This window comes from Gordonia malaquae NBRC 108250 (assembly GCF_000344135.1).
GTDB classification, from domain to species: domain Bacteria; phylum Actinomycetota; class Actinomycetes; order Mycobacteriales; family Mycobacteriaceae; genus Gordonia; species Gordonia malaquae.
This window is the reverse complement of record NZ_BAOP01000039.1, coordinates 1-23,601: the sequence shown is the minus strand read 5'-3', so window position 1 is coordinate 23,601 and position 23,601 is coordinate 1. Positions and strand designations below refer to the sequence as shown.

Sequence of the window (23,601 nt, the reverse complement as noted above, 5' to 3'; positions counted from 1 at the left end):
GCCGCTCGGGACCGGGCGGGCCACTCTTTGACGGGGAAGTGAACTCACGTGAGCATGCAGGCACCGTCCGCGATCGACGACATCCTGGCCGAGCACGCAGGCCTCGAACAGCAGCTGTCCGATCCGGCACTGCACGACAACGCCGCCAATGCACGCCGCGTCGGCAAGCGGTTCGCTGAACTCGCGCCGGTGATGGCTACGTACACCAAGCTAACCTCGGTGCGTGACGATCTCGCAGCCGCTCGCGAGCTGGCGGCGGACGATCCGGCGTTCGCTGACGAGATCCCCGCCCTCGAAGCGAGCGAAGCCGAGCTCGATGCCCAGCTCACGGACCTGCTTGCACCGCGCGACCCTCACGATTCCGACGACGTTGTCCTCGAAGTGAAGTCGGGCGCCGGCGGCGAGGAGTCCGCACTGTTCGCCTCCGATCTGGTCCGCATGTATCTGAAGTACTGCGAGCGCCAGGGCTGGAAGGCGCTTGTCCTCGGCGTCACCGAGTCGGACCTCGGCGGTTACAAGGACGCGACCCTGTCGATCAAGGCACGCGAATCGGTGCGCGACGGCGTCTGGTCCAAGCTCAAGTTCGAGGGCGGTGTGCACCGTGTGCAGCGTGTGCCGGTCACCGAGTCGCAGGGCCGCATCCACACGTCGGCCGCAGGTGTGTTGATCTACCCAGAGCCCGACGAGGTCGCCGAAGTGCAGATCGACGAATCTGACCTGCGCGTGGACGTCTACCGCAGTTCCGGAAAGGGCGGCCAGGGCGTCAACACCACCGACTCCGCGGTCCGCCTCACACACTTGCCGACCGGAGTGGTCGTGACCTGTCAGAACGAGCGTTCCCAGCTCCAGAACAAGGCCCGAGCGATGCAGGTGCTCGCCGCCCGCCTCCAGGCGCTGGCTGAGGAGGAAGCCGCAGCCGAGGCATCGGCCGGACGCGCGGCACAGATCCGCACCGTCGACAGGTCGGAGCGGATCCGCACCTACAACTGGCCGGAGAACCGGATCACCGACCACCGGATCGGTTACAAGGCGAACAACCTCGACGCCGTCTTGAACGGTGAGATGGACGGCCTGATCGGCGCCCTCGTCGACGCCGACAAGCAGGCACGACTGCAGCAGTGACGTCGGCGGACGCACTCCGACGTCGCGCCGCCGCCGAGTTGACCGCGGCAGGCGTCGAATCGGCATCGCACGACGCTGCCGAACTCCTTGCTCATGTGCTCGCCGTCGAGCCCGGGCGACTTCTGCTGATCGACGACGTCGACATCGAGCAGGAGGAACACTTCGCCGAGCTCGTTCGACGCCGTGCCCGGCGCGAACCGCTGCAGCACATCACAGGCACGGCCCACTTCGCGGGCCTCGAACTGGCAGTCGGGCCCGGAGTGTTCGTCCCGCGCCCAGAGACCGAGCTGATCGTCGAGTGGGCCACGCGCGTGGTCGCGGGTCGCACAGCGGTGGTGGCAGACCTGTGCTCCGGAAGCGGAGCGCTCGCGCTCGGTATCGCGGCCCATTCGCCGAACACGCAGGTGGTGGCCGTTGAACGGTCGTCGGATGCGCTGGACTACCTGCGTCGGAACATCTCGGCCGCGTCACTGGAGACACGCGTCACCGCTCTGCACGGTGATGTCACCGATGCCGCTGCGATGCACAAGGCCCTCGGGGCGTGCGACGTCATCGTGTCGAACCCGCCGTACGTCCCGTCCGAGTCGCCGGTGTCTCCGGAGGTCGCCCACGACCCGTACGACGCCGTGTTCTCCGGGACGACGGGAATGGACGTCATCTCGGCGATGATCCCGATCGTCGCCGACGCACTCGTCGGCGGGGGAGCGTTCGCCGTCGAACACGACGACGAGACGGCAGACGCCGTTGTCGCCGCGCTGCGCGCCGACGGCCGATTCTCGTCCATCGAGGCCCATGCGGACTTGGCAGGTCGACCGCGTTTCGTCACGGCGACCCGCATCTCCTCTCATACATCGTTCGGCCGGGGCGAACCCGACCCGGCAGCCGACCGTGCAAGGATGGAACAGTGAGCGTCGTCTTCGATTGCAGTGACCCGTCCGAGCGTTCCGCAGGCCTGAGCGCCGCGGTCGGAGCAGCCCGCGGCGGCCGTCTTGTGGTGCTGCCGACCGACACCCTGTACGGCATCGGCTGCGACGCATTCGACAGCGAGGCGGTCTCGTCTCTGCTCGCCGCCAAGAATCGCGGCCGGGACATGCCGGTGCCGGTTCTCGTCGGCTCTTGGCAGACCGTCGACGGACTGGTCCGGTCGGTGTCGCCGCAGGCCAGGGAACTCGTCCAGTCGTTCTGGCCTGGTGGACTCAGTCTTGTCGTCGAACAGGCGCCGTCCCTCGCATGGGACCTCGGCGACACCGATGCGACCGTGATGATCCGGATGCCGTTGCATCCGGTGGCGATCGAACTTCTCCGCGAAGTCGGGCCGATGGCCGTGTCGAGCGCCAACGTGTCCGGGCAACCGCCCGCCACCACGGTCGGCGCGGCGCAGGACATGCTCGGCGATCTGGTGTCGGTGTACCTGGACGGCGGGCCCGCGGCGAAGGCCGTCGCGTCGACGATCGTCGACCTGAGCGGAGTCACGCCGCGCATCCTCCGCGAAGGAGCGATCAGCGCCGAGGAGATCGGCGAAGTGCTCGACATGGATCCCGACGAGCTGAGGGCGCGTCCGTGACCGGGCCGCTCGACGCGGTCGACCCGCAGATCAGTGAGCTGATCAGCCGCGAGGCGGCACGCCGTGCGGGCAGCCTCCAAATGCTCGCCGCCGAGACGATCGCGACGCCCGCGGTCCGTGCCGCAATGGGCTCTGTGCTCGCCGACAAGTACGCAGAGGGATACCCCGGACGCCGATATCACGGCGGCTCCGACGTCGTCGACGAAGTCGAACGCCTCGCCGTCGACCGTGCGCACACGCTGTTCGCCGCGGACTACGTGAACGTTCAGCCGCTGTCGTGGGCCCTGGCCAACTTCGCCGTCTACGCGGCGTTCGCCCAGCCGGGCGACCAGGTGATGTCGCTGAGCCTCCGCCATGGCGGGCACCAATCGCACGGATCTCGGGCGAATCTGTCGGGTCGCTGGTTCAGCGTGGTGAATTACGAGGTCCGCCACGACACCGAACAGGTCGACTACGACCGCATCCGCGACATGGCACTCATCCACCGGCCACGGATCTTGCTCGCCGGCGGCACGGCCTACTCGCGGACCTGGGACTACGCCGCGATGCGGACCATCGCCGACGAGGCCGGTTGTGTGCTCTGGGTGGACGGCGCGCACGTCATGGGCTTGGCGGCGGGGGGAGTGATCGAGTCTCCCGTCCCGTACGCCGACGTCGTCTCAGTGGCGACCAACAAGGTGATGCGTGGACCGCGCGGAGGGCTCCTCCTCGCCCGCGGAGAACACGCCGAAGCGCTGTCTCGGGCCGTGTACCCGTTCTTGCAGGGGGCGCCCGCCATGCATTCGATCGCGGCCAAAGCGGTTGCGTTCGCGGAATCGTCCACCGAGACGTACAGGCGGTACGCGCGAGACGTCGCGGCTCTGGCATCCGACCTCGCGGACGACTTCACCGCCCGTGGACTGCAGGTGGTCAGCGGGGGAACGGACACTCACATCGGAATCGTCGACGTGACTCCGCTCGGCGTCACCGGACGCGAAGCGACCCGCAGATTGGCGGCATCGGGGATCGTCGTCGACAAGGCGATCACGCCGTTCGACCGTGCAGCTGTCTCCGAGGGGTCGGCGATCCGCTATGGAACTGCCGCCATCACCGCAGAGGGAATCACTCCCGCCGATGCTCCCGCGATCGCCGACCTCATGATGGCCGCGATGACGTCCGACGACGCCGCGGTGCACGCCGACGTGGCCGCCTCGGTCGCACGGCTCGGAGCGTCCGAATGAACCTGCTGGCACTCGACGCCGGGACCGGGGGAGCGGGTGTCCCGTTGCGCGAGCTCGCGCTCGTCGGTCTCACGGCGGCGGGCGTCACGTACCTGCTGACCTCGCTCGTCCGCGTGTTCGCGGTCAAGGCCGGCGCTGTCGCCGTTCCTCGTGAACGCGACGTGCACGTGATTCCGACTCCTCGCCTCGGCGGAGTCGGCATGTATTTCGGCGTTGTGTGCGCCATCGGTCTCGCAGCCCAACTACCGGCCCTGAACAGGGGATTCGCGTACACGCACGACATGCTTGCCGTCATCACCGCAGGCCTGGTGATCGTACTGGTCGGCGTGATCGACGATCGGTGGGGGCTCGATGCCCTCACCAAGTTCGTCGGTCAGCTGACCGCTGCGGGTGTTCTGGTGATCATGGGTGTCAGCTGGTATCTGCTGTATGTGCCGTTCGGCGACATCGGGACCGTGGTCCTCGACCCGCTGCAGGCCGGGTTGCTGACGGTCGCGATCACCGTCACGACGATCAACGCCATGAACTTCATCGACGGACTCGACGGCCTGGCCGCCGGGCTCGGCCTGATCGCGGCCGCCGCGATCTGCCTCTTCTCGCTCGGTCTGCTGCACGACCAGGGTGGAGACGTCAGCTACTACCCGCCGGCGCTCATCACCACTGCATTGGCCGGAGCGTGCCTGGGCTTCCTGCCGCACAATTTCTCACCTGCGCGAATCTTCATGGGCGACTCGGGCGCCATGCTGATCGGCCTCATGCTGGGTGCCGCGTCAACCAGCGCCTCGGGCCGCGTCGCCCGGAGTGCGTACGGTCCGGCTGACATGTTCACCCTCCTCTCTCCGCTGATCTTGATCGCGGCAGTGATGTTCATCCCGCTGCTCGACATGGTCATGGCAGTCATCCGCCGCACGCGTTCGGGTGTCGGGTTCTACACGCCCGACAAGATGCATCTGCATCATCGCCTCCTCGAGATCGGTCACACTCAGCGCCGAGTCGCCCTGGTCATCTACCTGTGGGTCGGCCTGCTGGCGTTCGCCGTCGCGGCGTCCACGCTCGTCCCGCCCGCCGTGGTCGGCCCCGTGTTCGGCGTCGGAGTCGTGCTCGCACTGATCGCGACCTTCGCACCGCGTCTGCACCGCCGGTTCGCTAGATAGCCCTATGCCTCGATAGCCTGGTGCGCGTGTCTGTGAATGATGAGAACTCGCCCGCCGACGAATCCCCAGCGGACGAGCCGACAGTGAAGCATGAATGGGACGATCCGGCTGCGCCCCTCTGGAACGGTTTGAAGTACGGCGTCACCGGGCTCGGTGTCTTGCTGGTCGCCGGATTGCTGATCTTCTGGCCCTGGAAGGGGACGCCCGGGCTGTGGGGCGTCTTGATCGGCGCGGGGATCGGCGGAGCATTCATTCTGATCACGGTCATCACGATCCTCCTGACGCGGAACGCACTGCCTGCGGTCGTCATGGGCGCTCTGATGGGGTCATACCTGGTGAAGGTTGTCGCCGCGATCGCCGTGACCGCCCTCATCAAGGACATGGACTTCTACCACAAGGGCGCACTCGCGACGACGCTGATCGGCGCCATCATCGCAGTCCTCGGCGCCGAGCTGTGGGGTGTGATGTCGACCCGACAGACATATACAGACTCCGACGGCACTACTGCCCAGTAGGTGTGACCACCCTCACTGTGGCTACCCTGAGCAGCTACTACACTCGATAGTAGGACGACGAACCGCCACGCGGCTCGTTCCTGATTCGCCGCCGAAGGTCAAGACTTGCTAATCTGCTGCACGCAGGCAGATTCAGGTGACGTGCGCCGTACAGCGATGTCCGAATCGCCAAATGACAGTAGGACCCCCGCAGACCGTGAGGTCGGTGGGCCCGAGAACGGGAGAGAACGCTGAGCGCCATCCTCGCAGCTGGAGACGAATTCCACGCGCCGACACTGTGGGATTTCTATCCCGTGATGTTGTTCGGTGGAAACCAGCCCAACCCCGAGTGGTGGGGCATGGACCGCCTCATGCTCATCCGAGTCATCGTGTCTGTGCTGGTAGCCGGTGGCTTCCTCATCGCGATGCGCAGTCCGAAGGTCGTGCCGACCCGAGCGCAGAACGTCGCCGAGAGCATGCTCGACTGGGTCCGGATCAACATCGCCGAAGAGATCCTCGGCAAGGAGAACGGCCGCAAGTTCCTGACGATCATCGCCTCGATCTTCTTCGCGACGATCTTCCTCAACCTGACGTCGATCCTTCCGTTCCTGAACATCTCGACCAACGCGCGCATCGGCATGCCGCTGGTCATGGCGCTCGTCGCCTACATCACCTACTGCTGGGTCGGCATCTCCAAGTACGGGTTCTTCGGCTTCATCAAGTCGTCGATCGTGCTCCCGGGAGTGCCGCTGCCCGTGCACTTCCTGCTAGTCCCGATCGAGTTCGTCTCGACCTTCATCCTGCGTCCGTTCACGCTGACTGTCCGACTTCTCGCGAACATGCTCGCCGGCCACATCATGCTGGTCCTCTTCTTCTCGGCGACGCAGTTCTTCGTGATCACCAAGGGCGGCCTATGGAGCCTGGCGGGTGTCGGCGGAATGATCGCGGGAATCGGATTCACGTTCTTCGAGCTTCTGGTCATCGGCCTGCAGGCGTACATCTTCGCGCTGCTGACCGCCGTCTACATCGACCAGTCGATTCACGCAGACTCGCACTGACGCCGAGCTGTCCAACGACCAACTGAATAACTCGGATCCGGGACACTCCGGATTCGTCACGAACTGACTCACTCGCTCGACCGGGCGAGGAGCCATTAAGAAAGGGAATCGCAAGATGAGCATCGCCCAGACTCTGGCTGCAGACTCGACCATCACCGGTAAGGGCTTCGGCGCGATCGGTTACGGCCTCGCAGCCATCGGCCCCGGCATCGGTGTTGGCATCGTCGCCGGCAAGGCCATCGAGGGTATCGCCCGTCAGCCCGAGCTGGCCGGTCAGATCCGCACCACCATGTTCCTCGGTATCGCACTCTCTGAGGCTCTGGCGCTGATCGGTATCGTCGCCGGCTTCATCTTCTGATCGAGAGACGACTTCAATGATCAACGAACTGATGATTCTGGCGGAAGCAACGCCGGAAGAGGGCGGCGAACACCAGCCGCCGAATCCGCTGCTGCCGCAGTGGTACGACATCACCTGGTCGCTGGTCGCCTTCGCTGTCGTTCTCTTCGTCTTCTGGAAGTTCGTCATTCCGAAGTACCGCCAGGTGCTTGACGAGCGTCGCGACACGATCGAAGGCGGCATCGAGCGCGCCGAGGCCGCGCAGGCCGAAGCCGCTGCGTCGCTGAAGGCGTACCGCGAGCAGCTCGCAGGCGCTCGTGAAGAGGCAGCCGGAATCCGCGAAGAGGCCCGCAACCAGGGCACCCAGATCATCGCGGATCTGAAGGCTCAGGCGACCGCCGAAAGCGAACGGATCATCGCCAACGGGCACACCCAGCTCGACGCGCAGCGTCAGCAGGTCGTCTCCGAACTGCGCGGTGACCTCGGAAAGATGTCGGTCGACCTGGCCGAGAAGCTCGTCGGAGCTTCGCTGCAGGACGACGTCAAGCAGGCCGGAACCGTTGACCGGTTCCTCGCCGAGCTCGACGACGCGGCAAGCGCCAAGTAATCCAGGCAGCGACGGTGAGGAATGTGGGACGGCGAGCGGGCATCGACATGCCCCTCGCGCCCACTGACTCCTCGCCCAGCGGAGAAGAAGGAATGCAGATAGATGTACGCAGCGTCTAGCCGTGAAGCCCTCGAAGGGGCTCGCGTCGAGCTGGAGACCGCATTGCGCGGTTCGTCCGCACCGGCCACCGATTCGGTGACCGTCGGCGACGAACTGCTGTCGGTCGCCGAGACCGTCAACGACAATCGCTCGCTGCGCACCGCGCTGGCCGACTCGGCCACCGCTGCGGATGAGCGTGCGAAGATCGCCGACACCGTGCTGACCGGCAAGGTGTCCGATACCACGCGCGCTGTCGTCTCGTCGGCGGCGGCCCGAAACTGGTCGAGCGACGCCGACCTCGTCCGCGCACTCCAGTCCCTCGGTATCGAGGCTCTGCTGTTCGCTGCCAAGGAGACCGGTCGCATCGACACCGTCGAGGAGGAGCTCTTCCGCCTCGCTCGGATCGTCAAGGGCGACAACGCCCTCGAACAGGCTCTGTCTGATCGCACTCGCAGCGCCGCCGATCGCTTCGGCCTGCTTCGCAAGCTGATCAACGGCAAGGTCGACACGGTCACCGAGAAGCTGGCCGGTTACGGCGTCGGTCGCACCGACGTCCTGCCGGGCGACGCGATCGACGAGCTCTCGCAGCTCGCCGCCGCAAGCAACGGCCGCAAGGTCGCTTACGTGACCAGTGCAGGGGAGCTCTCCGCAGATCAGCGCACCGCGCTGTCGGCGAAGCTCGCCGCCATCTACGACGCGCCGGTCACCCTGCACGTCGACATCGATCCGGAACTCCTCGGTGGGGTCGTCGTCCGTGTGGGCGATGAGCGCATCGACGGCAGCCTGTCCGGCAAGATCGCAACGCTGCGCAGCGGCTTGCGCTAACCCATACGATTCCCAGATCACTTAGACAGCCAGGAGAAGCAGGAAAATGGCGGAGTTGACCATCTCCTCCGATGAAATTCGGAGCGCGATCGCAAGTTACACCCAGGAAGTGGGCGGCCAGGCCACTCGCGAAGAGGTGGGCACTGTCACCGACACCGGTGACGGCATCGCTCACGTCGCAGGCCTGCCCGGTGCCATGGCCAACGAGCTCCTCGAGTTCGAGGGCGGCATCCGCGGTGTGGCTCTGAACCTCGATCTCGACGAGGTCGGCGCCGTCATCCTCGGCGATTCGCAGAACATCGAAGAAGGCCAGGAAGTCAAGCGCACCGGCAACGTGCTCTCGGTTCCGGTCGGCGACAAGTTCCTCGGCCGCGTCATCGACCCGCTGGGCGCACCGATCGACGGCCTCGGCGCCATCGAGTCGGAGGGCGACCGCGTCCTCGAACTCCAGGCAGCCTCGGTTCTCGAGCGTCAGCCGGTCGAGGAGTCCCTCGCCACCGGTATCAAGGCCATCGACGCGATGACCGCGATCGGCCGCGGTCAGCGTCAGCTGATCATCGGCGACCGCAAGACCGGCAAGACCGCGGTCTGCATCGACGCGATCCTGAACCAGAAGGACAACTGGGCGACCGGCGACCCGGAGAAGCAGGTTCGCTGCATCTACGTCGCAGTCGGCCAGAAGGGTTCGACCATCGCAGGCGTCAAGAGCGCCCTCGAAGAGGCCGGCGCGATGGAGTACACCACCATCGTCGCAGCTCCCGCGTCCGACTCCGCCGGCTTCAAGTGGCTCGCACCGTACACCGGTTCGGCACTCGGCCAGCACTGGATGTACCAGGGCAAGCACGTCCTCATCGTGTTCGACGACCTGTCGAAGCAGGCTGAGGCCTACCGCGCCATCTCGCTGCTGCTGCGTCGCCCGCCGGGCCGCGAGGCATACCCGGGTGACGTCTTCTACTTGCACTCGCGTCTGCTGGAGCGCTCGGCCAAGCTGTCCGACGCACTCGGCGGCGGTTCGATGACCGCACTGCCGATCATCGAGACCAAGGCCAACGACGTGTCGGCGTTCATCCCGACCAACGTCATCTCGATCACCGACGGCCAGGTCTTCCTGGAGTCGGACCTCTTCAACAAGGGTGTCCGTCCCGCCATCAACGTCGGCATCTCGGTGTCGCGTGTCGGTGGCGCCGCCCAGACCAAGGGCCTCAAGGACGTCTCGGGTTCGCTGCGTCTGGAGCTCGCACAGTTCCGTGAGCTGGAAGCCTTCTCGGCCTTCGCCTCGGACCTGGACGCCGCTTCGAAGGCACAGCTCGAGCGTGGCGCCCGCTGGGTGGAACTGCTGAAGCAGGACCAGTACAGCCCGGTCTCGGTTGAAGACCAGATCGTGTCGCTCTACCTCTGTGGTGAGGGCTTCATGGACTCGGTTCCGGTCGCCGATGTGCGTCGCTTCGAGTCGGAGCTGCTGGCCGACCTGCACCACACGGCCGCAGGCGTCTACTCGAACATCGAGGGCGGCAAGAAGCTCTCGGGCGACGACAAGGCTGCTCTCGAGACCGCGACGAACAACTTCAAGGCAGGCTTCATCGCGACCGACGGCAGCCGTGTCGTCGAGGTCGAGGCCGATGCTCTGGCTGCCGAGGACGTCGAGTCCGAGACGATCCGAGTGACGAAGAAGCAGAAGTAACATGGCCACTATTCGGGAGCTGCGCTCACGGATCAGGTCGATTCAGTCGACCAAGAAGATCACGAAGGCGCAGGAGCTGATCGCGACCTCGCGTATCACCAAGGCACAGGCTCGCGTGGCTGCCGCGCGTCCCTACTCCGAGGAGATCACGCGGGTCGTCACGACGCTGGCCAGTGCGAGCTCGTCGCTCGACAGCCCGCTGTTGACTGCTCGCGAGACGCCGAAGCGTGCTGCCGTCCTGGTCGTGACCAGCGACAGCGGCCAGTGCGGCGGCTACAACTCGAACGTGCTCAAGGAGACCGAAGAGCTTCTGTCGCTGCTCCGCAGCGAGGGCAAGACCCCGGTCGTGTACGTGATGGGCCGCAAGGGCATCGGGTACTACACGTTCCGCGATCGTCCGATCGCAGCGAGTTGGTCGGGCTTCTCGCAGCAGCCCGCATTCGCCGACAGCGCGGCAGCCGTTCACCACCTGGTGGACGCGTTCCTCGCCGGTTCGGACGAGTCGGTCGCGCTGCCTCAGGGCGGCGAGATCGAGGGCTTCGACGAACTGCACGTGGTCTACACGCGCTTCGTGTCGATGCTGACTCAGAAGCCGATCGTCCGCCGTATGGCGCCGATCGACATCGAGTTCGAGACCGAGCAGTTGCAGATGGGCGACGACATGCTCGTCGACAACGGCAACGCACACGTCTCGGCCGAGGTCGAGTTCGAGCCGGAGGCCAAGGAGCTGCTCGACGCGCTGCTGCCCAAGTACGTCGCGTCCCGCATCTTCGCAGCCCTGCTCGATGCCGCTGCATCGGAGAACGCCGCACGTCGTACCGCCATGAAGGCGGCAACCGACAACGCGAACGAGCTCGAGAAGAGCCTGTCCAGGCAGGCCAACGCGGCACGTCAGGCACAGATCACCCAGGAAATCAGCGAAATCGTCGGCGGCGTCGAGGCGCTGGCGAACTGATCGCGACAAGACAACCGAGGAAAGTGAAACAACAATGACTGCAGCAGTCACCGACTCGAACGCGGGTGCCGCCACGGCCACCGCGGGTCGTGTCGCCCGGGTGATCGGCCCCGTCGTCGACGTCGAGTTCCCGCGCGGCGCCATCCCCAACCTGTTCAACGCCCTGCACGCCGAGGTCACCCTCGCCGCTGTCGCCAAGACGCTGACCCTCGAGGTCGCTCAGCATCTCGGTGACAACATGGTGCGCACCGTCTCGATGCAGCCGACCGACGGCCTGGTCCGCGGCGCTGCCGTCGTCGACACCGGCAAGCCGATCTCGGTTCCCGTCGGCGACGTCGTCAAGGGCCACGTCTTCAACGCACTGGGCGACTGCCTGGACGCACCGGGCACCGGTCGCGACGGCGAGCAGTGGGGCATCCACCGCAAGCCCCCGGCCTTCGACCAGCTCGAGGGCAAGACGGAGATCCTCGAGACCGGCATCAAGGTCATCGACCTCCTGACCCCGTACGTCAAGGGCGGCAAGATCGGTCTGTTCGGTGGTGCCGGTGTCGGCAAGACCGTTCTGATCCAGGAGATGATCACCCGTATCGCTCGCGAGTTCTCCGGCACCTCGGTGTTCGCAGGCGTCGGTGAGCGTACCCGTGAGGGCACCGACCTACACCTGGAGATGGAAGAGATGGGCGTCCTTCAGGACACCGCCCTCGTCTTCGGCCAGATGGATGAGCCCCCAGGGACGCGTATGCGCGTCGCCCTCTCGGCCCTGACCATGGCCGAGTACTTCCGCGACGTGCAGCAGCAGGACGTTCTGCTGTTCATCGACAACATCTTCCGCTTCACGCAGGCCGGTTCCGAGGTCTCGACCCTTCTCGGTCGTATGCCTTCGGCCGTCGGTTACCAGCCGACGCTGGCCGACGAGATGGGTGAGCTCCAGGAGCGCATCACGTCGACCAAGGGCCGTTCGATCACCTCGCTGCAGGCGATCTACGTCCCCGCCGACGACTACACCGACCCGGCACCGGCGACCACGTTCGCGCACCTCGATGCGACCACCGAGCTCTCGCGCCCGATCTCGCAGCTGGGCATCTACCCGGCCGTGGATCCGCTGACCTCGACGTCGCGAATCCTCGAGGCGTCGATTGTCGGTGACGAGCACTTCCGCGTCGCCAACGAGGTCAAGCGCATCCTGCAGAAGTACAAGGAACTGCAGGACATCATCGCCATCCTCGGTATGGACGAGCTCTCGGAAGAGGACAAGGTCACGGTCGCCCGCGCGCGTCGTATCCAGAAGTTCCTCGGCCAGAACTTCCTGGTCGCCGAGAAGTTCACCGGCCAGGTCGGCTCGGTCGTGCCGCTCGCCGAGACCATCGACGCGTTCGACCGCCTGTGCAAGGGCGAGTTCGATCACCTGCCGGAGCAGGCGTTCAACAGCTGTGGCGGACTCGACGACGTCCTCGCCGCTGCTGAGAAGATCGCCGGAAAGTAGTCGACCGCGATGTCTGACAAGACTTTCCGTCTCGACGTGGTCGCACCGGACGCCGCTCTCTACTCCGGAGAGGCGACGTTCGTCAGCGCACAGACCACCGTCGGTCAGATCGGCATCCTGGCCAACCACGAGCCGATGCTGGGCGAACTCGCCCCGGGCGGTGCCGTGGTCCTCACGGAGGCAGGCGGTGCTCGCAAGGCACTCGCCGTCCAGGGTGGATTCCTGTCCGTCTCGGCCACCACGGTGACCGTGCTCGCCGAGTCCGCGCAGTTCTCCACCGACATCGACGTGGCCGCAGAGCGTGCCGCACTGGAGTCGGCAACCGAGGGCAGCGAGGCGTTCCTCACCGCGAAGTCCCGTATTCGCGCCGTGGAAGCCGTGAGCTGACAGCGGTCAGATCTGTGAAGTGATCCATTGACGAAGAGCCGTCCTGCACCGCAGGGCGGCTCTTCGCGTACCTTCGATGACGACGAGACGAGAGAAGGAGGCGCATATGCCACCGTGGTTGTGGATTCTCTGTCTAGTCGTGCTCGGCGGAGTCGCCGGCGTGAGTCTGGTCGTGTACCGACTCCGCCTGATGCGATCGGCAGGAACGCCGATGCTGCTGCGCGAACTGCCGGCGGCCGCTGACGCAGGCTGGCGTCATGGCGCCATTCACTACACGGACGACGCACTCGTGTACTACCGGCTGTCTTCGTTGCGGCCGGGACCGACGCTGAGCCTGTCCCGGCGCCGCATCGACGTCGTCGCCCGCCGAAGCCCCTCCGGCACCGAGCTGGAGATCATGGACGCCGACGTCGTGGTGGTGGAACTCGCTGTCGGACGCCGCGGCCAAGGCGGTCGCTACGAGATCGCGATGGCTCCGGAACTCGTCATGGCGTTCCAATCCTGGATCGAAGCTCGATCACCCAAACGCGCGCGCCGGCGCCCCGCGGCGTGAGCGCTTCCTCAGCGTTCGCGATCCCCTCCGGGAACCCACTTCACGTCGCCCACTCCGGCTCGGACGTTGGCGACCCGTCCGAGGATGAACAGAAGATCCGACAGCCGGTTGAGGTACTTCGCCGGAAGTACCGACGTGTCGTCCGGGTGGCCGTCGATGGCCGCCCACGCTGACCGTTCTGCCCTCCGGACAGTCACTCGAGCCTGGTGAAGGTACGCCGACAGGGGAGTGCCGCCGGGGAGAATGAACGAGTCGAGCGGCTCGAGTTCCTCGCCGAAGGTGTCGCACCAGGTCTCCAACGCGTCGACGTACGACGCGTCGACGCGCAGCGGCGGATACTCGGGTTCTGCGACGACCGGGGTCGACAGGTCGGCGCCGGCGTCGAACAGATCGTTCTGGACGGTCGTGAGGACAGACGCGATGTCGCCGGGCACCTCACCCGCCACGGTGAGGGCCAGACCGATCGCTGCGTTGGCCTCGTCGCAGTCGGCGTAGGCGACCACCCGCAGGTCGGTCTTGGCGACTCGGGAGAAGTCCGACAGGCCGGTGGTTCCGTCGTCGCCGGTGCGGGTGTAGATGCGTGTGAGATGAACTGCCATGACAGGGAACTTACGCGCCTGCCGATAGACTGTGCCGGTGAGTGATCGCTATCTAGTGACCGGTGGGGCACGTCTCGTAGGTGAAGTTGTCGTCGGCGGCGCCAAGAACAGCGTGTTGAAGCTGATGGCGGCGGCCCTTCTGGCGGAGGGGCGCACAGTTCTGACAAACGCTCCCGAGATCGCCGATGTGCCGTTGATGGCCGATGTGCTTCGTGGGCTCGGTGCCACCGTGGAGATCACCGGTGACACCGTCGTGATCGATTCGCCTGCCGAACCCGAGTACCACGCCGACTTCGACGCCGTGAAGCAGTTCCGTGCGTCGGTGTGCGTCCTCGGTCCGTTGATGGCTCGCTGCAAGCGGGCCGTCGTTGCGCTGCCCGGTGGAGACGCGATCGGTTCGCGACCGCTCGACATGCATCAGGCCGGCCTCCGGGCGCTGGGCGCGCGGAGTTCCATCGAGCACGGATGTGTGGTCGCCGAAGCCGACAGTCTGCACGGGGCGGAGATCGCGCTCGGGTTTCCGTCGGTGGGGGCAACCGAGAACATCCTCATGGCGGCGGTCCTCGCCGACGGTGTCACGACGATCGAGAACGCTGCCCGCGAACCGGAGATCGTCGACCTGTGCGAGATGCTCCAGCAGATGGGCGCCGTCATCGATGGTGCAGGCACCCCGACGCTCACCGTCACCGGAGTGCAGGCTCTGCACCCGACGACCCACCACGTGGTGGGCGATCGCATCGTCGCGGGCACGTGGGGTACCGCAGCGGCCATGACGCGCGGCGACATCACCGTGCGGGGCATCGATCCCGAACACCTTCGACTCGTCCTCAAGAAGTTCGAGGACGCGGGCGCCCGTGTCGATCGTTTCGACGACGGCTTCCGGGTAGTCCAGGAGAAGCGACCGGTTGCGGTCAACACCGCCACTCTGCCGTTCCCCGGGTACCCGACCGATCTCCAGCCGATGGCCATCGGGCTCGCGACGATCTCCGACGGACTGTCCGTCGTGACCGAGAACGTCTTCGAAGCGCGCTTCCGATTCGTCGAGGAGTTGGTCCGTCTCGGCGCCGACGCCCGCACCGACGGCCACCACGCGGTGATCCGCGGCGTGGATGCGCTCTCCAGCGCACCGGTGTGGTCGTCCGACATCCGTGCAGGAGTCGGTCTGGTGCTCGCCGGACTCGTCGCCGACGGTGTGACCGAGGTGCACGACATCGAGCACATCGATCGCGGCTACCCGGACTTCGAGAATCAGCTGCGGACGCTCGGCGGGACGATCGAGCGCGTCCGCGACTGACGTCGCGTATCCCTGTACGGGAGGGTCGCGGGCACCTGTCCGATCGGACAGGTCGGGCCCTGATCGCCTGGACCGAGTCGCTGCGCTGCAGGTCAGGAGCGCTGGACGGCCCAGTGACGTGGGGCACACGCTGTGAGGGACAACAGTCCACAGTCACAGGAGTTGAGCCGCATGGCAATCGAACTGAATCAGATCTGGGATTTCCCGATCAAGGAGTTCCACCCCTTCCCCAAGGCCAAGTTGGGTGTCGGCGCCCATGACATGCTCGGCGTCGAGGCGAAGGAACTCGGCATGACCCGCGTACTCCTGATGACCACGGGACTGCGCGGCTCGGGAATCATCGAAGAGTTGACCGGCAAGATCGAGTACCAGGGTGTAGACGTCGTCCTGTTCGACGAAGTGCAGTCGAACCCCAAGGACACGAACGCGATGGACGCCGCGGCGCGGTACCAGTCGGAGAAGTGTGACGGCATCATCTCCGTCGGAGGCGGATCAAGCCACGACGCGGCGAAGGGCGCGCGCATGGTGATCGCGCACGACGGTCGGAACATCAACGAGTTCGAGGGCTTCTCGAAGGCCACGAATAAGGAGAACCCGAAGCACATCGCGGTCTCGACCACGGCGGGCACCGGTTCGGAGACGTCCTGGGCGTACGTCATCACAGACACCTCCGATATGGAGAAGCCCCACAAGTGGGTGGCTTTCGACGACACCTGCCTCGTCGATCTGGCGATGGACGACCCGTTGTTGTACTACTCGTGCCCGCAGGAGTTCACCGCCTACTGCGGCTTCGACGTCCTCGCACATGCCAGTGAGCCGTGGGTGTCGCGCCTGGACTTCGCTCCTTCGCTCGGCAACGCCAAGTACTCGATCGAACTCATCGCGAAGCATCTGCCGACCGCGGTGTACGACCCGCACAATCTCGAGGCCCGCACCGGCATGATGCACGCCCAGTACATCGCCGCGCAGGCGTTCAACTCGGGTGGTCTCGGTCAGATCCACTCGATGTCACACGCGGTCAGCGCATACTTCGATCTGCATCACGGCCTGAACAATGCGATCGCACTGCCTCGCGTGTGGGAGTACAACCTGCCGGCCCGCTACGAGCGTTTCGCCGAGATGGCGCCCCTCTTGGGTGTCGACACCAGGAACATGACGACGGTCCAGGCGGCCGACTCGGCCGTCGACGCCGCGATCCGACTGTCGAAGGATCTCGGCATCCCGGACAACTTCGGGGCCGTCCGACCGGAGAGTTACCAGAAGAACCGAATGAACACGGGACTGTACGAAGGCCGCGGAACCCAGATCGACACGTCGGACGAGATGGTCCGCACCATCTCCGAGCACATGATGGGCGACTGGTGCACGCCGGCGAACCCCCGCGAGTGCACGGTCGAGTCGCAGCTGCCGATGATCCGTCACGCCATGACTGGAAGCTACTGACCCGATGATCAACGTGGACGCCGACCCCGTCGACGGTTTCGAGACCGCAGACGACCTCACCGATGCACTGGCCGGGCAGGGTTACCTGATCCAACCCGACCTCGCGGTGGTGCTGCACCTGGCGACTCTCCTCGGCAGGCCCCTCCTCCTGGAGGGGCCTGCCGGGGTGGGCAAGACTGAGCTCGCCAAAGCCCTCGCCGCAGCATCTGGTCGGGAGCTGATTCGACTGCAGTGTTACGAGGGGCTCGACGACTCTCGATCCCTGTACGAGTGGGACTACGCACGCCAACTGCTGCATGTGCAGATGCTCCGCGACCGCATCAGTGAGGAACTGTCGACGCACCAGACGCTGGCCGCTGCGTCGGCGGCACTGGCCCGGACCGATGTCGGTGTGTACACCGAGGAGTTCTTGGTGCCGCGGCCGCTGTTGGCGGCGATCCTGTCGCCGTCGCCGACAGTCCTGCTCGTCGACGAGATCGACAGGACGGATGAGGCAGTCGAAGCGGTGATGCTCGAAGTGCTCGCCGAACGCCAGGTGACCGTGCCCGAACTCGGAACGTTCACCTCACGGTCGGAACCGTGGGTGATCCTGACGTCCAACGACACCCGCGAGTTGTCACCTGCCCTCAAACGGCGGTGTCTGCATTTTCAAGTCGACTATCCGACGGCGGAACGCGAACAGCAGATCGTCGCGGTGCGTGCGCCGGAGGTGCCTGCTGAGATCGTCAGCGATGTCGTCGACCTCGCACGGCGTCTCCGTGAGTTGCCTCTGCGCAAGAGCCCGTCGATCGCGGAAGTGATCGACGCGGCCCGGGCGTCGGCGCTGTTGACCGGTGCCGACGGCGACGTCGACACCAGTGCTGACGGCGCGCTGATGTCGTTGCTCGTCAAGTTCGGCACCGACCTCGACCAGGTCCGGCGCAGCCTGGCCGCGCCGTCGCGATCGACGAGCCGGACGGTGGGCACGTCGACCGAGGCGGCGTTCGGTGCGGGTCGGTCTCGCGTGGGGGTCGGAGCGCGGGGATGATCACAGCGCTGACGCCGGGTGTCCTCGACGAGTTGGCTGTCGCCTTCGGACGGGCTCTGCGCCATGTCGGGATCCCGGCGTCGCCCGCGGAGGTGATCGAGGTCCGGCGGGTGATGGCTTTCATCGGCGCCTCGGACCTCCAGCGCCTCCGCTGCGCGCTGCGCGCGGTGAGCGTGAAGTACGGGCACGAGAGGCCGTTGTTCGAGATCGCCTTCGACGTCTACTTCGATCTCGGTGAGGCGCCGGAGCCGGATGCGAACCGGGCGGTGATGAGGAGCGTCGCGAACGATCTCCCCGACGACGTCGACTGGGACGACGATTTCGTCGGCGCGGGGCGCATGATCGGCGCCGACGAGCACACCGAGGAGATCGGTGCGCTGATGATCGACGATCCGGACGCCCGTGAGCGGACCGGCGAGAGCTCACATCGCGAGGACGACGACTTCTCGGTGTCGTCCGGCACGGAGGAGCTCCAGGTCGCGACCGAATCGTCGACGGTCGGCAGCGGTGCGACGTACACGATCGACGTGGATCACGCGTCCGCGGCCGATGTCGGTGAGCTCGTCGGCACCGGTGCCAGAGTGGAGAGTGGATCACTGTCACTGGCCGACGCAGCGGGTCTGCTCCGTGCGCTCGGTGCAAGCGACGGCAGAGCGGCGTACCAGGCCGAGGGTGTCGACGACGCTGTACTGAATCAGCGACAACGCGAGTCGCTGCAGGAGGCGCTCGCGAGATTCGTCGCCGCGTTGTCCGACCGTCTCGAGGCCACGAGCGATGCACGTGCGGGAGCTGCAGCCGACCCGAAGTCGCAGGTTCACCGTGACCAGGCCGACATCGACCGTGCCTGTCACCGACTGGTGCAGCGGATGCGAGGCGCGCCTCGACGCGTGCCCCGACTCACCGACCGCGGTCGACTCGACATGCGTGCCACCATGCGGTCCGCAGTCGCGACAGATGGAGTTCCGGTGGAACTCTGGCGTCGACGCGTGGTGCCCGGCCCGGTCCGTCTATTGGTGATGGTCGACGTGTCGCTGTCGGTACGGCCGGTCGCGGGCTTCATTCTTCGACTTGCGCAGACCTTGCACAGGTTCGGCGACCGGTGCGAGGTGATCGCATTCGTCGATCGACCGGTCCTGGTCACGTCGGCCCTTCGCTCGGCGTCGTCGGACGATGCGCTCGCCGCAGTCCTCGCCGCCGACGGGCTCGACCTGGCCGCGACAAGCGACTACGGGAGAGTCTGGACGGAGACCCTCGACGTGTTCGGTGACCTGGTGTCTCGCCGTACCAGCGTCCTGGTGGTGGGGGACGCTCGCAGCAATGCATTCGATCCTCGCGTCGACCTGTTCGCCGACCTGGCGAGACGATCACACCGGGTGGCGTGGCTCACTCCCGAGCCGTCCCGCTACTGGGGCCAGACCGGTTGCGCCCTGGACGATTACGAGGAGCATTGCGCGGGCGTTGTCAGCGCTCGTGACGGCGCCGAGATCCTGACTCGGTGTGACGAACTCGGTGCCGCCCTCGGATGAGGACGGTAGCGTCGTGAGTCAGCAGGAGGAGGTGGACGGCCGGTGACCAGCGACGGCGAATTCGGGCGTCGGCGTGCAGCCACGGTGGCCAAGTTCCACACGCCGGAGATCGTGCTCGGCCGGGGAGCGTTTCCCGAGGCGGCCATCGCGGCCGCTGGGCTCGGGATCCAGCGGCCGCTCATCGTGTCCGACCGCAAGATCGAGCAGACCCCCTGGTACGAGCGGCTCGTCGCCGATCTTCGCGGGCAGGGGCTCGAATCAGGGTCGTACCTCGGGGTGTCCCCGAACCCGAGGGCCCATGAGATCGCCGAAGGGTTCAGCGCGTACCAGACGCACGCCGCAGACGGCATCGTCGCCGTCGGCGGCGGATCCGTGATCGACGCCGCGAAGGGGATCGCCGTCCTCGCGTCGAACGGTGGACTGATCCTCGAGTACGAGGGCATCGACAAGGCACGACGGCCGCTGCCCCCTTTGGTGGTGGTGCCGACGACCGCAGGCAGCGGCGCGGACGTGTCGCAGTTCTGCATCGTCAACAACCCCGACCGGCGCACCAAGGTCACTATCATCGGGCGGACTCTCGTGCCGAACGTGACGGTGATCGACCCCACGATGCTCACCACCGCACCGCCGGAGGTGACGGCGCAGGCCGGTATGGACACGCTCACCCACTGCATTGAGGCGTACGTGTCGCTGGCACACGGCAGTCTCACCGATGCTTTGGCCCTCGAGTCACTGACCGGGGTGTGGGCGAATCTCGAGCGGCTCGTCGACGACAGGACCGATCCGGTGGCAGGCGAGGAGATGGCACTGGCGTCGCTGCGCGCGGGCATGGCGTTCACCAACGCGATCCTCGGTGCCACCCACGCCATGAGTCACCCGGTCGGCGGACACTGCGACGCTCCGCACGGAACGATCAACGCCGTCCTCCTCCCGCACGTCATCCGATACAACGCGCTCGTGTGCGCAGACGACTTCGTCCGCCTCTCCGACGCAGTCGGGCTCTCCACCAGCGGTGATCCTCGAACGGTCGCCGACCGTCTCGCCGACGCGGTGGCCCGACTCGGTGCGCGGGTCGGCATGCCCGACACTCTGGGGCCGCTCGGAGTGGAGACCGTCGACGTAGGCCTCCTCACGACGAACGCGCTCGCCGATTCGTGCATGATCACCAACCCGCGCCGCCCGGAAGAGGCGGAGATCGCCGACCTGTATCGGCAGGCGCTGTGAGCTCGCCCATCGATCCCGATCTGGCCTCCCTCGTCGGGCTGCGCACCGTCAAGGGCGGTCACTACGCGCAGTACCGCGGCAGCGAGGCGAGTCTCAATCGCGTGATGATGGCGCTCGAAGGAATCTCCAAAGCACTCGTTCAGACAGCGGCGGGCCCGGAGACGTTGCTCGTCGCGGTTGTGGAGACCGTGCGCACCCACCTCGACGCCGAGTGGGTGCTTTTCGCGCTGGCCGACGGACAGTTGTCGGGGACTGAGCCGCGGCACCTGATCGCGAACGGAGACGGCGAGATCCTCGCCTTCGAGGGAGTCACGATAGCGACCCCGCCCACCGGGCTTCCCGATCCGGTGCTGAATCGGCTCAACGATGTGCTCCGCGGTGAAGTCACCGTGCTGCACGCGCCGATCGTCGACGACCATCACGTGCACGTGCCGGTCGAACTCGACGGCGCGGTGGTCGGTGGATTATCCGCCTGGACGAGCGGCGACCGCCGGGGCGATCCGTCGGACCTCACGGTTCTACGGATTCTCGCCGGTCAGGCGACCGTTGCGCTCGTCAACTCCTCGTTGTTCCTCCAGGCTCAGCAACGAGCAGAGGAACTCGCCGAACGAAATGACGAACTCGTGCAGACGCAACGCGAACTGTCGGCAGTGCAGCGCTACGCGCTGCTCAGCGCCGAACGTGCCCGGATCGCGCGCGAACTCCACGACTCCGTCGGGCAGACAGTTCTATCGGCTGGACTTCAGATGGAGCTGTGCCGGGGCGAGGTGAGCCCGGCCGGGGCAGATCATCTGGAAAAGGCTGTCCGTCTGAGCCGGGACGCCATGGAGCATCTCCGCGGCGCGATCTTCACCCTCACTCAACCGAGCGAACCGTCGTCGAGCATCGCGGACACCCTCGAGGAACTGTGCGGTCTGCACATGCCGCCAGGAGTCGATACGAGCGTGTCGGTGCGCGGCCGCGTTCGGGAGCTGCCAGGCGACGTCCAGCACGCTGTCCTGCGGATCGTGGGGGAGTCACTCGTCAATGCAGCGCTCCATGCCGATCCGTCCCGTGTGGCCGTCACCCTCGAGTACAACTCGGAGGGGGTTCGCCTGCGCGTCGACGACGACGGGATCGGGGATCCATCCGTCTTGCGATCGGTCCTCCGGTCCGCCGAGCGCGGCGACATCGCTCAGGGCCGCAGCCGGGGACTCGCGAACATGGCTTCCCGAGCCTTCGAACACCACGGCTCGTTCTCGATCCGGCGATCCCGACTCGGGGGCGTTCGGATCGCGGCGTCTGTGCCCTCACCTGCAGAGGAGCGTCCATGACCACACACGAACAAGTCATCCGCACGGTTCTCGTCGACGATCACGCGCTGCTGCGGGAAGGTCTCCGGGCCCTGCTCGGTCGGTCGGAGGATGTCACCGTCGTCGGCGAGGCCGACTCATACGAATCTGCGCTCGCCGAAGTCGCGATCAGCAGACCGGACGTCGTGGTGGTCGATCTCAAACTCACTGCGGGCGCGGACTACGACGGTCTTCGGTTGGTCGGTGAGATCACACGTCGTCACCCCGACGTCGCCACGCTGGTCCTCACCACGTTTCTCGATGACGACCTTGTGGTCCGAGCGGTCCGCGCCGGCGCACGCGGGTACGTGGTGAAAGACGTCGACACGACGGAGCTCGTACGGGCCGTGCGGGCGGTCGCCTCCGGTGGCAGCGCATTCGATCCCCGCAGCGCGACGAGTGTGCTTCGCACGATGGCGGGAGGACACGATCCGTCGGCCGAACTGACCGACCGCGAACGTGAAGTGCTCCGTCACCTGGCGCAGGGAGAGTCGAACGGGCAGATCGGTGCGGCGCTCTACATCTCGGAATCGACGGTCAAGTTCCACATCCGCAACGTCATCCGGAAGCTCGGAGTGAGCCGCCGGACAGACGCGGTCTATGTAGCGAGCAAACGCGGCTTGATCTGACCGGAGTCGGAGCAGGGGGCGACGTCGAGAACAAGCCAACCGCCGCAGTCGGTGAACACAGTGGCCCGCACGCCGCATCGGACCCACGGGGCCGCCCACGTCAGCAGATCCTCCTCGCTCAGGCTCACCAGATGACCGAAGTGTTCGGACGGTTCGTCCTCGAAAGGGACCGCGATCACCACTCGTCGACGTGCGACACGGACAGCTTCGGTGATCGCCGTGGCGACATCGCCGGGTTCGAGATGCTCAAGGAGGTGAATCAGAGTCACCGTGTCGACGGAGCGGTCGGGGTAGGGGAGGGCTCGCGCGTCGCCGATGCGCGGAGTCAGCGGCAGGCCGAGACGGAGAGACTCGTCTGCGAGTCGTTCCACGGCACCAGGGCAGATGTCGCAGGCGTCGACCACATGCCCGTCCTGAACGCATTGCAGGGCGAAGAGCCCGAAGCACGAACCGACCTCGAGCACGCTGGAACCCGAGAGCAACGACAGCGCCTGTCGATGGATCCGCGCGAAGTCGACTGTGCCGGCGCGCAACTCCGCCAGCGAGTTGACGTAGAAGGCGTGCCATCCGTCGGCGGGACTGTCGCCGCAGGTCTCGATGACGTGGACCATCGCCTCTTCGAACCCGCGCTGTCCGTCGAGATCTCCGGCTGCTGCCATGGCACTGAGCACCGGGACGAGCGCACCGTCGCTCACCGAATCGAGGGTGAACGTGCGGTGCAGATCGGCGATCGTCATGCTGTCGACGCTAGGACCGCTTCGAATCCTCGAGAACTGCCTGATCGGGTCGTTCAGCCACCCGAAAGGTCAGGTCCCCTCCTCCGACGTGCCGGGCGCGAACGTCTGACCAGGCGATTTGTCATCCGGCGCGGTTGTGCGTAACTTATGTCGAGTCCGAGCGGCCAGGCCGCGAAGGACAAACTCCCTTCAACTTCTTCACCGGGTCGCGAGATTCTGGTGGTGGTGTTGGTGGGTCCGGTTGCCGCCGAT

General features: G+C 66.1%; 24 protein-coding genes. 22 read left to right on the top strand and 2 right to left on the bottom strand.

All coding sequences use genetic code 11. The annotated features are described in order from the left end of the window. The first annotated feature begins 54 nt into the window (after positions 1-54). From prfA to GM1_RS18705, 15 genes are all read left to right on the top strand, one after another. Positions 55-1,122, top strand: a complete 1,068-nt coding sequence (gene prfA, locus GM1_RS18775; RefSeq protein ID WP_040520695.1) for a peptide chain release factor 1 — start codon at positions 55-57, stop codon at positions 1,120-1,122. After that, positions 1,119-2,030 (top strand): peptide chain release factor N(5)-glutamine methyltransferase, encoded by a 912-nt coding sequence (prmC, locus tag GM1_RS18770; RefSeq protein ID WP_008381506.1) that lies wholly within the window; start codon positions 1,119-1,121, stop codon positions 2,028-2,030. The genes prfA and prmC overlap by 4 nt, the downstream gene beginning before the upstream one ends. Beyond that, positions 2,027-2,686, top strand: coding sequence for an L-threonylcarbamoyladenylate synthase (locus tag GM1_RS18765; protein ID WP_008381504.1), 660 nt, complete (start codon positions 2,027-2,029; stop codon positions 2,684-2,686). Before prmC ends, GM1_RS18765 begins: the two co-directional genes overlap by 4 nt. Then, on the top strand, positions 2,683-3,906 hold the full coding sequence (glyA, locus tag GM1_RS18760; protein WP_008381502.1) for a serine hydroxymethyltransferase: 1,224 nt from the start codon (positions 2,683-2,685) through the stop codon (positions 3,904-3,906). The genes GM1_RS18765 and glyA overlap by 4 nt, the downstream gene beginning before the upstream one ends. Continuing rightward, positions 3,903-5,060, top strand: a complete 1,158-nt coding sequence (locus tag GM1_RS18755) for a glycosyltransferase family 4 protein (protein WP_008381500.1) — start codon at positions 3,903-3,905, stop codon at positions 5,058-5,060. The genes glyA and GM1_RS18755 overlap by 4 nt, the downstream gene beginning before the upstream one ends. Positions 5,061-5,086: 26 nt before the next feature. Then, positions 5,087-5,575, top strand: a complete 489-nt coding sequence (locus GM1_RS18750) for a Cg1360 family ATP-synthase-associated protein (RefSeq protein WP_008381498.1) — start codon at positions 5,087-5,089, stop codon at positions 5,573-5,575. A 296-nt stretch (positions 5,576-5,871) separates the two neighbouring features. Next, positions 5,872-6,612 carry a F0F1 ATP synthase subunit A gene (atpB, locus tag GM1_RS18745; protein WP_085950684.1) on the top strand — a complete coding sequence of 247 codons (741 nt, stop codon included), beginning with the start codon at positions 5,872-5,874 and terminating at the stop codon, positions 6,610-6,612. Positions 6,613-6,727: 115 nt separating this feature from the next. Beyond that, positions 6,728-6,970: an ATP synthase F0 subunit C gene (locus tag GM1_RS18740; protein WP_008381495.1), complete on the top strand. Its 243-nt coding sequence runs from the start codon at positions 6,728-6,730 to the stop codon at positions 6,968-6,970. A 16-nt stretch (positions 6,971-6,986) separates the two neighbouring features. Continuing rightward, the gene (locus GM1_RS18735) at positions 6,987-7,556 is read left to right on the top strand and encodes a F0F1 ATP synthase subunit B (protein WP_008381493.1); all 570 of its coding nucleotides are present in this window, start codon (positions 6,987-6,989) and stop codon (positions 7,554-7,556) included. 102 nt (positions 7,557-7,658) lie between these two features. Further along, positions 7,659-8,480 (top strand): F0F1 ATP synthase subunit delta, encoded by an 822-nt coding sequence (locus GM1_RS18730; protein WP_008381492.1) that lies wholly within the window; start codon positions 7,659-7,661, stop codon positions 8,478-8,480. 46 nt (positions 8,481-8,526) lie between these two features. Beyond that, a complete protein-coding gene (gene atpA / locus GM1_RS18725; protein ID WP_008381489.1) occupies positions 8,527-10,161 on the top strand; it encodes a F0F1 ATP synthase subunit alpha in 1,635 nt (544 codons plus the stop codon). A 1-nt stretch (position 10,162) separates the two neighbouring features. Continuing rightward, complete coding sequence (locus GM1_RS18720) at positions 10,163-11,116, top strand: F0F1 ATP synthase subunit gamma (protein ID WP_008381488.1); 954 nt, start codon at positions 10,163-10,165, stop codon at positions 11,114-11,116. A 34-nt stretch (positions 11,117-11,150) separates the two neighbouring features. Next, positions 11,151-12,599, top strand: coding sequence for a F0F1 ATP synthase subunit beta (atpD, locus tag GM1_RS18715; RefSeq protein WP_008381486.1), 1,449 nt, complete (start codon positions 11,151-11,153; stop codon positions 12,597-12,599). A 9-nt stretch (positions 12,600-12,608) separates the two neighbouring features. Continuing rightward, positions 12,609-12,986, top strand: coding sequence for a F0F1 ATP synthase subunit epsilon (locus GM1_RS18710; RefSeq protein ID WP_008381484.1), 378 nt, complete (start codon positions 12,609-12,611; stop codon positions 12,984-12,986). Between the two features lie 106 nt (positions 12,987-13,092). Further along, complete coding sequence (locus tag GM1_RS18705; RefSeq protein ID WP_008381482.1) at positions 13,093-13,539, top strand: DUF2550 domain-containing protein; 447 nt, start codon at positions 13,093-13,095, stop codon at positions 13,537-13,539. A gap of 8 nt (positions 13,540-13,547) precedes the next feature. Here the strand turns inward: GM1_RS18705 and GM1_RS18700 are convergent, their stop codons facing one another. Further along, entirely contained in the window at positions 13,548-14,138 is a 591-nt protein-coding gene (locus tag GM1_RS18700) for a cob(I)yrinic acid a,c-diamide adenosyltransferase (protein ID WP_008381479.1), read from the bottom strand. Positions 14,139-14,175: 37 nt separating this feature from the next. Between GM1_RS18700 and murA the strand changes: the two genes are divergently transcribed. The 7 genes from murA to GM1_RS18665 all read left to right on the top strand — a co-directional run bounded on the left by murA (position 14,176) and on the right by GM1_RS18665 (position 22,612). After that, positions 14,176-15,432 carry a UDP-N-acetylglucosamine 1-carboxyvinyltransferase gene (gene murA, locus GM1_RS18695; protein WP_008381477.1) on the top strand — a complete coding sequence of 419 codons (1,257 nt, stop codon included), beginning with the start codon at positions 14,176-14,178 and terminating at the stop codon, positions 15,430-15,432. A gap of 171 nt (positions 15,433-15,603) precedes the next feature. Continuing rightward, positions 15,604-16,875, top strand: coding sequence for an NDMA-dependent methanol dehydrogenase (gene mdo, locus GM1_RS18690; protein WP_008381476.1), 1,272 nt, complete (start codon positions 15,604-15,606; stop codon positions 16,873-16,875). Between the two features lie 4 nt (positions 16,876-16,879). Further along, positions 16,880-17,902, top strand: a complete 1,023-nt coding sequence (locus tag GM1_RS18685; RefSeq protein ID WP_008381473.1) for a MadB family AAA-type ATPase — start codon at positions 16,880-16,882, stop codon at positions 17,900-17,902. Beyond that, positions 17,899-19,428, top strand: coding sequence for a MadC family VWA domain-containing protein (gene madC, locus GM1_RS18680; protein WP_008381471.1), 1,530 nt, complete (start codon positions 17,899-17,901; stop codon positions 19,426-19,428). Before GM1_RS18685 ends, madC begins: the two co-directional genes overlap by 4 nt. A 42-nt stretch (positions 19,429-19,470) precedes the next feature. Beyond that, entirely contained in the window at positions 19,471-20,652 is a 1,182-nt protein-coding gene (locus GM1_RS18675; RefSeq protein WP_008381470.1) for an iron-containing alcohol dehydrogenase, read from the top strand. Beyond that, positions 20,649-21,965 carry a MadS family sensor histidine kinase gene (locus tag GM1_RS18670; protein WP_008381469.1) on the top strand — a complete coding sequence of 439 codons (1,317 nt, stop codon included), beginning with the start codon at positions 20,649-20,651 and terminating at the stop codon, positions 21,963-21,965. Before GM1_RS18675 ends, GM1_RS18670 begins: the two co-directional genes overlap by 4 nt. Then, the gene (locus GM1_RS18665) at positions 21,962-22,612 is read left to right on the top strand and encodes a MadR family response regulator transcription factor (RefSeq protein ID WP_008381468.1); all 651 of its coding nucleotides are present in this window, start codon (positions 21,962-21,964) and stop codon (positions 22,610-22,612) included. The genes GM1_RS18670 and GM1_RS18665 overlap by 4 nt, the downstream gene beginning before the upstream one ends. On the opposite strand, the gene mftM is transcribed toward GM1_RS18665, so the two are convergent. Beyond that, positions 22,582-23,349, bottom strand: a complete 768-nt coding sequence (gene mftM, locus GM1_RS18660; protein WP_008381465.1) for a mycofactocin oligosaccharide methyltransferase MftM — start codon at positions 23,347-23,349, stop codon at positions 22,582-22,584. The two genes, GM1_RS18665 and mftM, sit on opposite strands and share 31 nt — an antisense overlap. Positions 23,350-23,601 lie beyond the last annotated feature (252 nt).

Excerpts from the sequence above, each read along its gene's own strand:
- GM1_RS18755 (WP_008381500.1), top strand. The coding sequence starts at position 3,903 with ATGAACCTGCTGGCACTCGACGCCGGGACCGGGGGAGCGGGTGTCCCG.
- GM1_RS18720 (WP_008381488.1), top strand. The coding sequence starts at position 10,163 with ATGGCCACTATTCGGGAGCTGCGCTCACGGATCAGGTCGATTCAGTCG.
- GM1_RS18705 (WP_008381482.1), top strand. The coding sequence starts at position 13,093 with ATGCCACCGTGGTTGTGGATTCTCTGTCTAGTCGTGCTCGGCGGAGTC.
- mftM (WP_008381465.1), bottom strand. The coding sequence starts at position 23,349 with ATGACGATCGCCGATCTGCACCGCACGTTCACCCTCGATTCGGTGAGC.
- mdo (WP_008381476.1), top strand. The coding sequence starts at position 15,604 with ATGGCAATCGAACTGAATCAGATCTGGGATTTCCCGATCAAGGAGTTC.
- GM1_RS18735 (WP_008381493.1), top strand. The coding sequence starts at position 6,987 with ATGATCAACGAACTGATGATTCTGGCGGAAGCAACGCCGGAAGAGGGC.
- GM1_RS18700 (WP_008381479.1), bottom strand. The coding sequence starts at position 14,138 with ATGGCAGTTCATCTCACACGCATCTACACCCGCACCGGCGACGACGGA.
- GM1_RS18730 (WP_008381492.1), top strand. The coding sequence starts at position 7,659 with ATGTACGCAGCGTCTAGCCGTGAAGCCCTCGAAGGGGCTCGCGTCGAG.
- atpB (WP_085950684.1), top strand. The coding sequence starts at position 5,872 with ATGTTGTTCGGTGGAAACCAGCCCAACCCCGAGTGGTGGGGCATGGAC.
- GM1_RS18685 (WP_008381473.1), top strand. The coding sequence starts at position 16,880 with ATGATCAACGTGGACGCCGACCCCGTCGACGGTTTCGAGACCGCAGAC.
- GM1_RS18710 (WP_008381484.1), top strand. The coding sequence starts at position 12,609 with ATGTCTGACAAGACTTTCCGTCTCGACGTGGTCGCACCGGACGCCGCT.
- atpD (WP_008381486.1), top strand. The coding sequence starts at position 11,151 with ATGACTGCAGCAGTCACCGACTCGAACGCGGGTGCCGCCACGGCCACC.
- madC (WP_008381471.1), top strand. The coding sequence starts at position 17,899 with ATGATCACAGCGCTGACGCCGGGTGTCCTCGACGAGTTGGCTGTCGCC.
- GM1_RS18740 (WP_008381495.1), top strand. The coding sequence starts at position 6,728 with ATGAGCATCGCCCAGACTCTGGCTGCAGACTCGACCATCACCGGTAAG.
- atpA (WP_008381489.1), top strand. The coding sequence starts at position 8,527 with ATGGCGGAGTTGACCATCTCCTCCGATGAAATTCGGAGCGCGATCGCA.
- GM1_RS18665 (WP_008381468.1), top strand. The coding sequence starts at position 21,962 with ATGACCACACACGAACAAGTCATCCGCACGGTTCTCGTCGACGATCAC.
- prfA (WP_040520695.1), top strand. The coding sequence starts at position 55 with ATGCAGGCACCGTCCGCGATCGACGACATCCTGGCCGAGCACGCAGGC.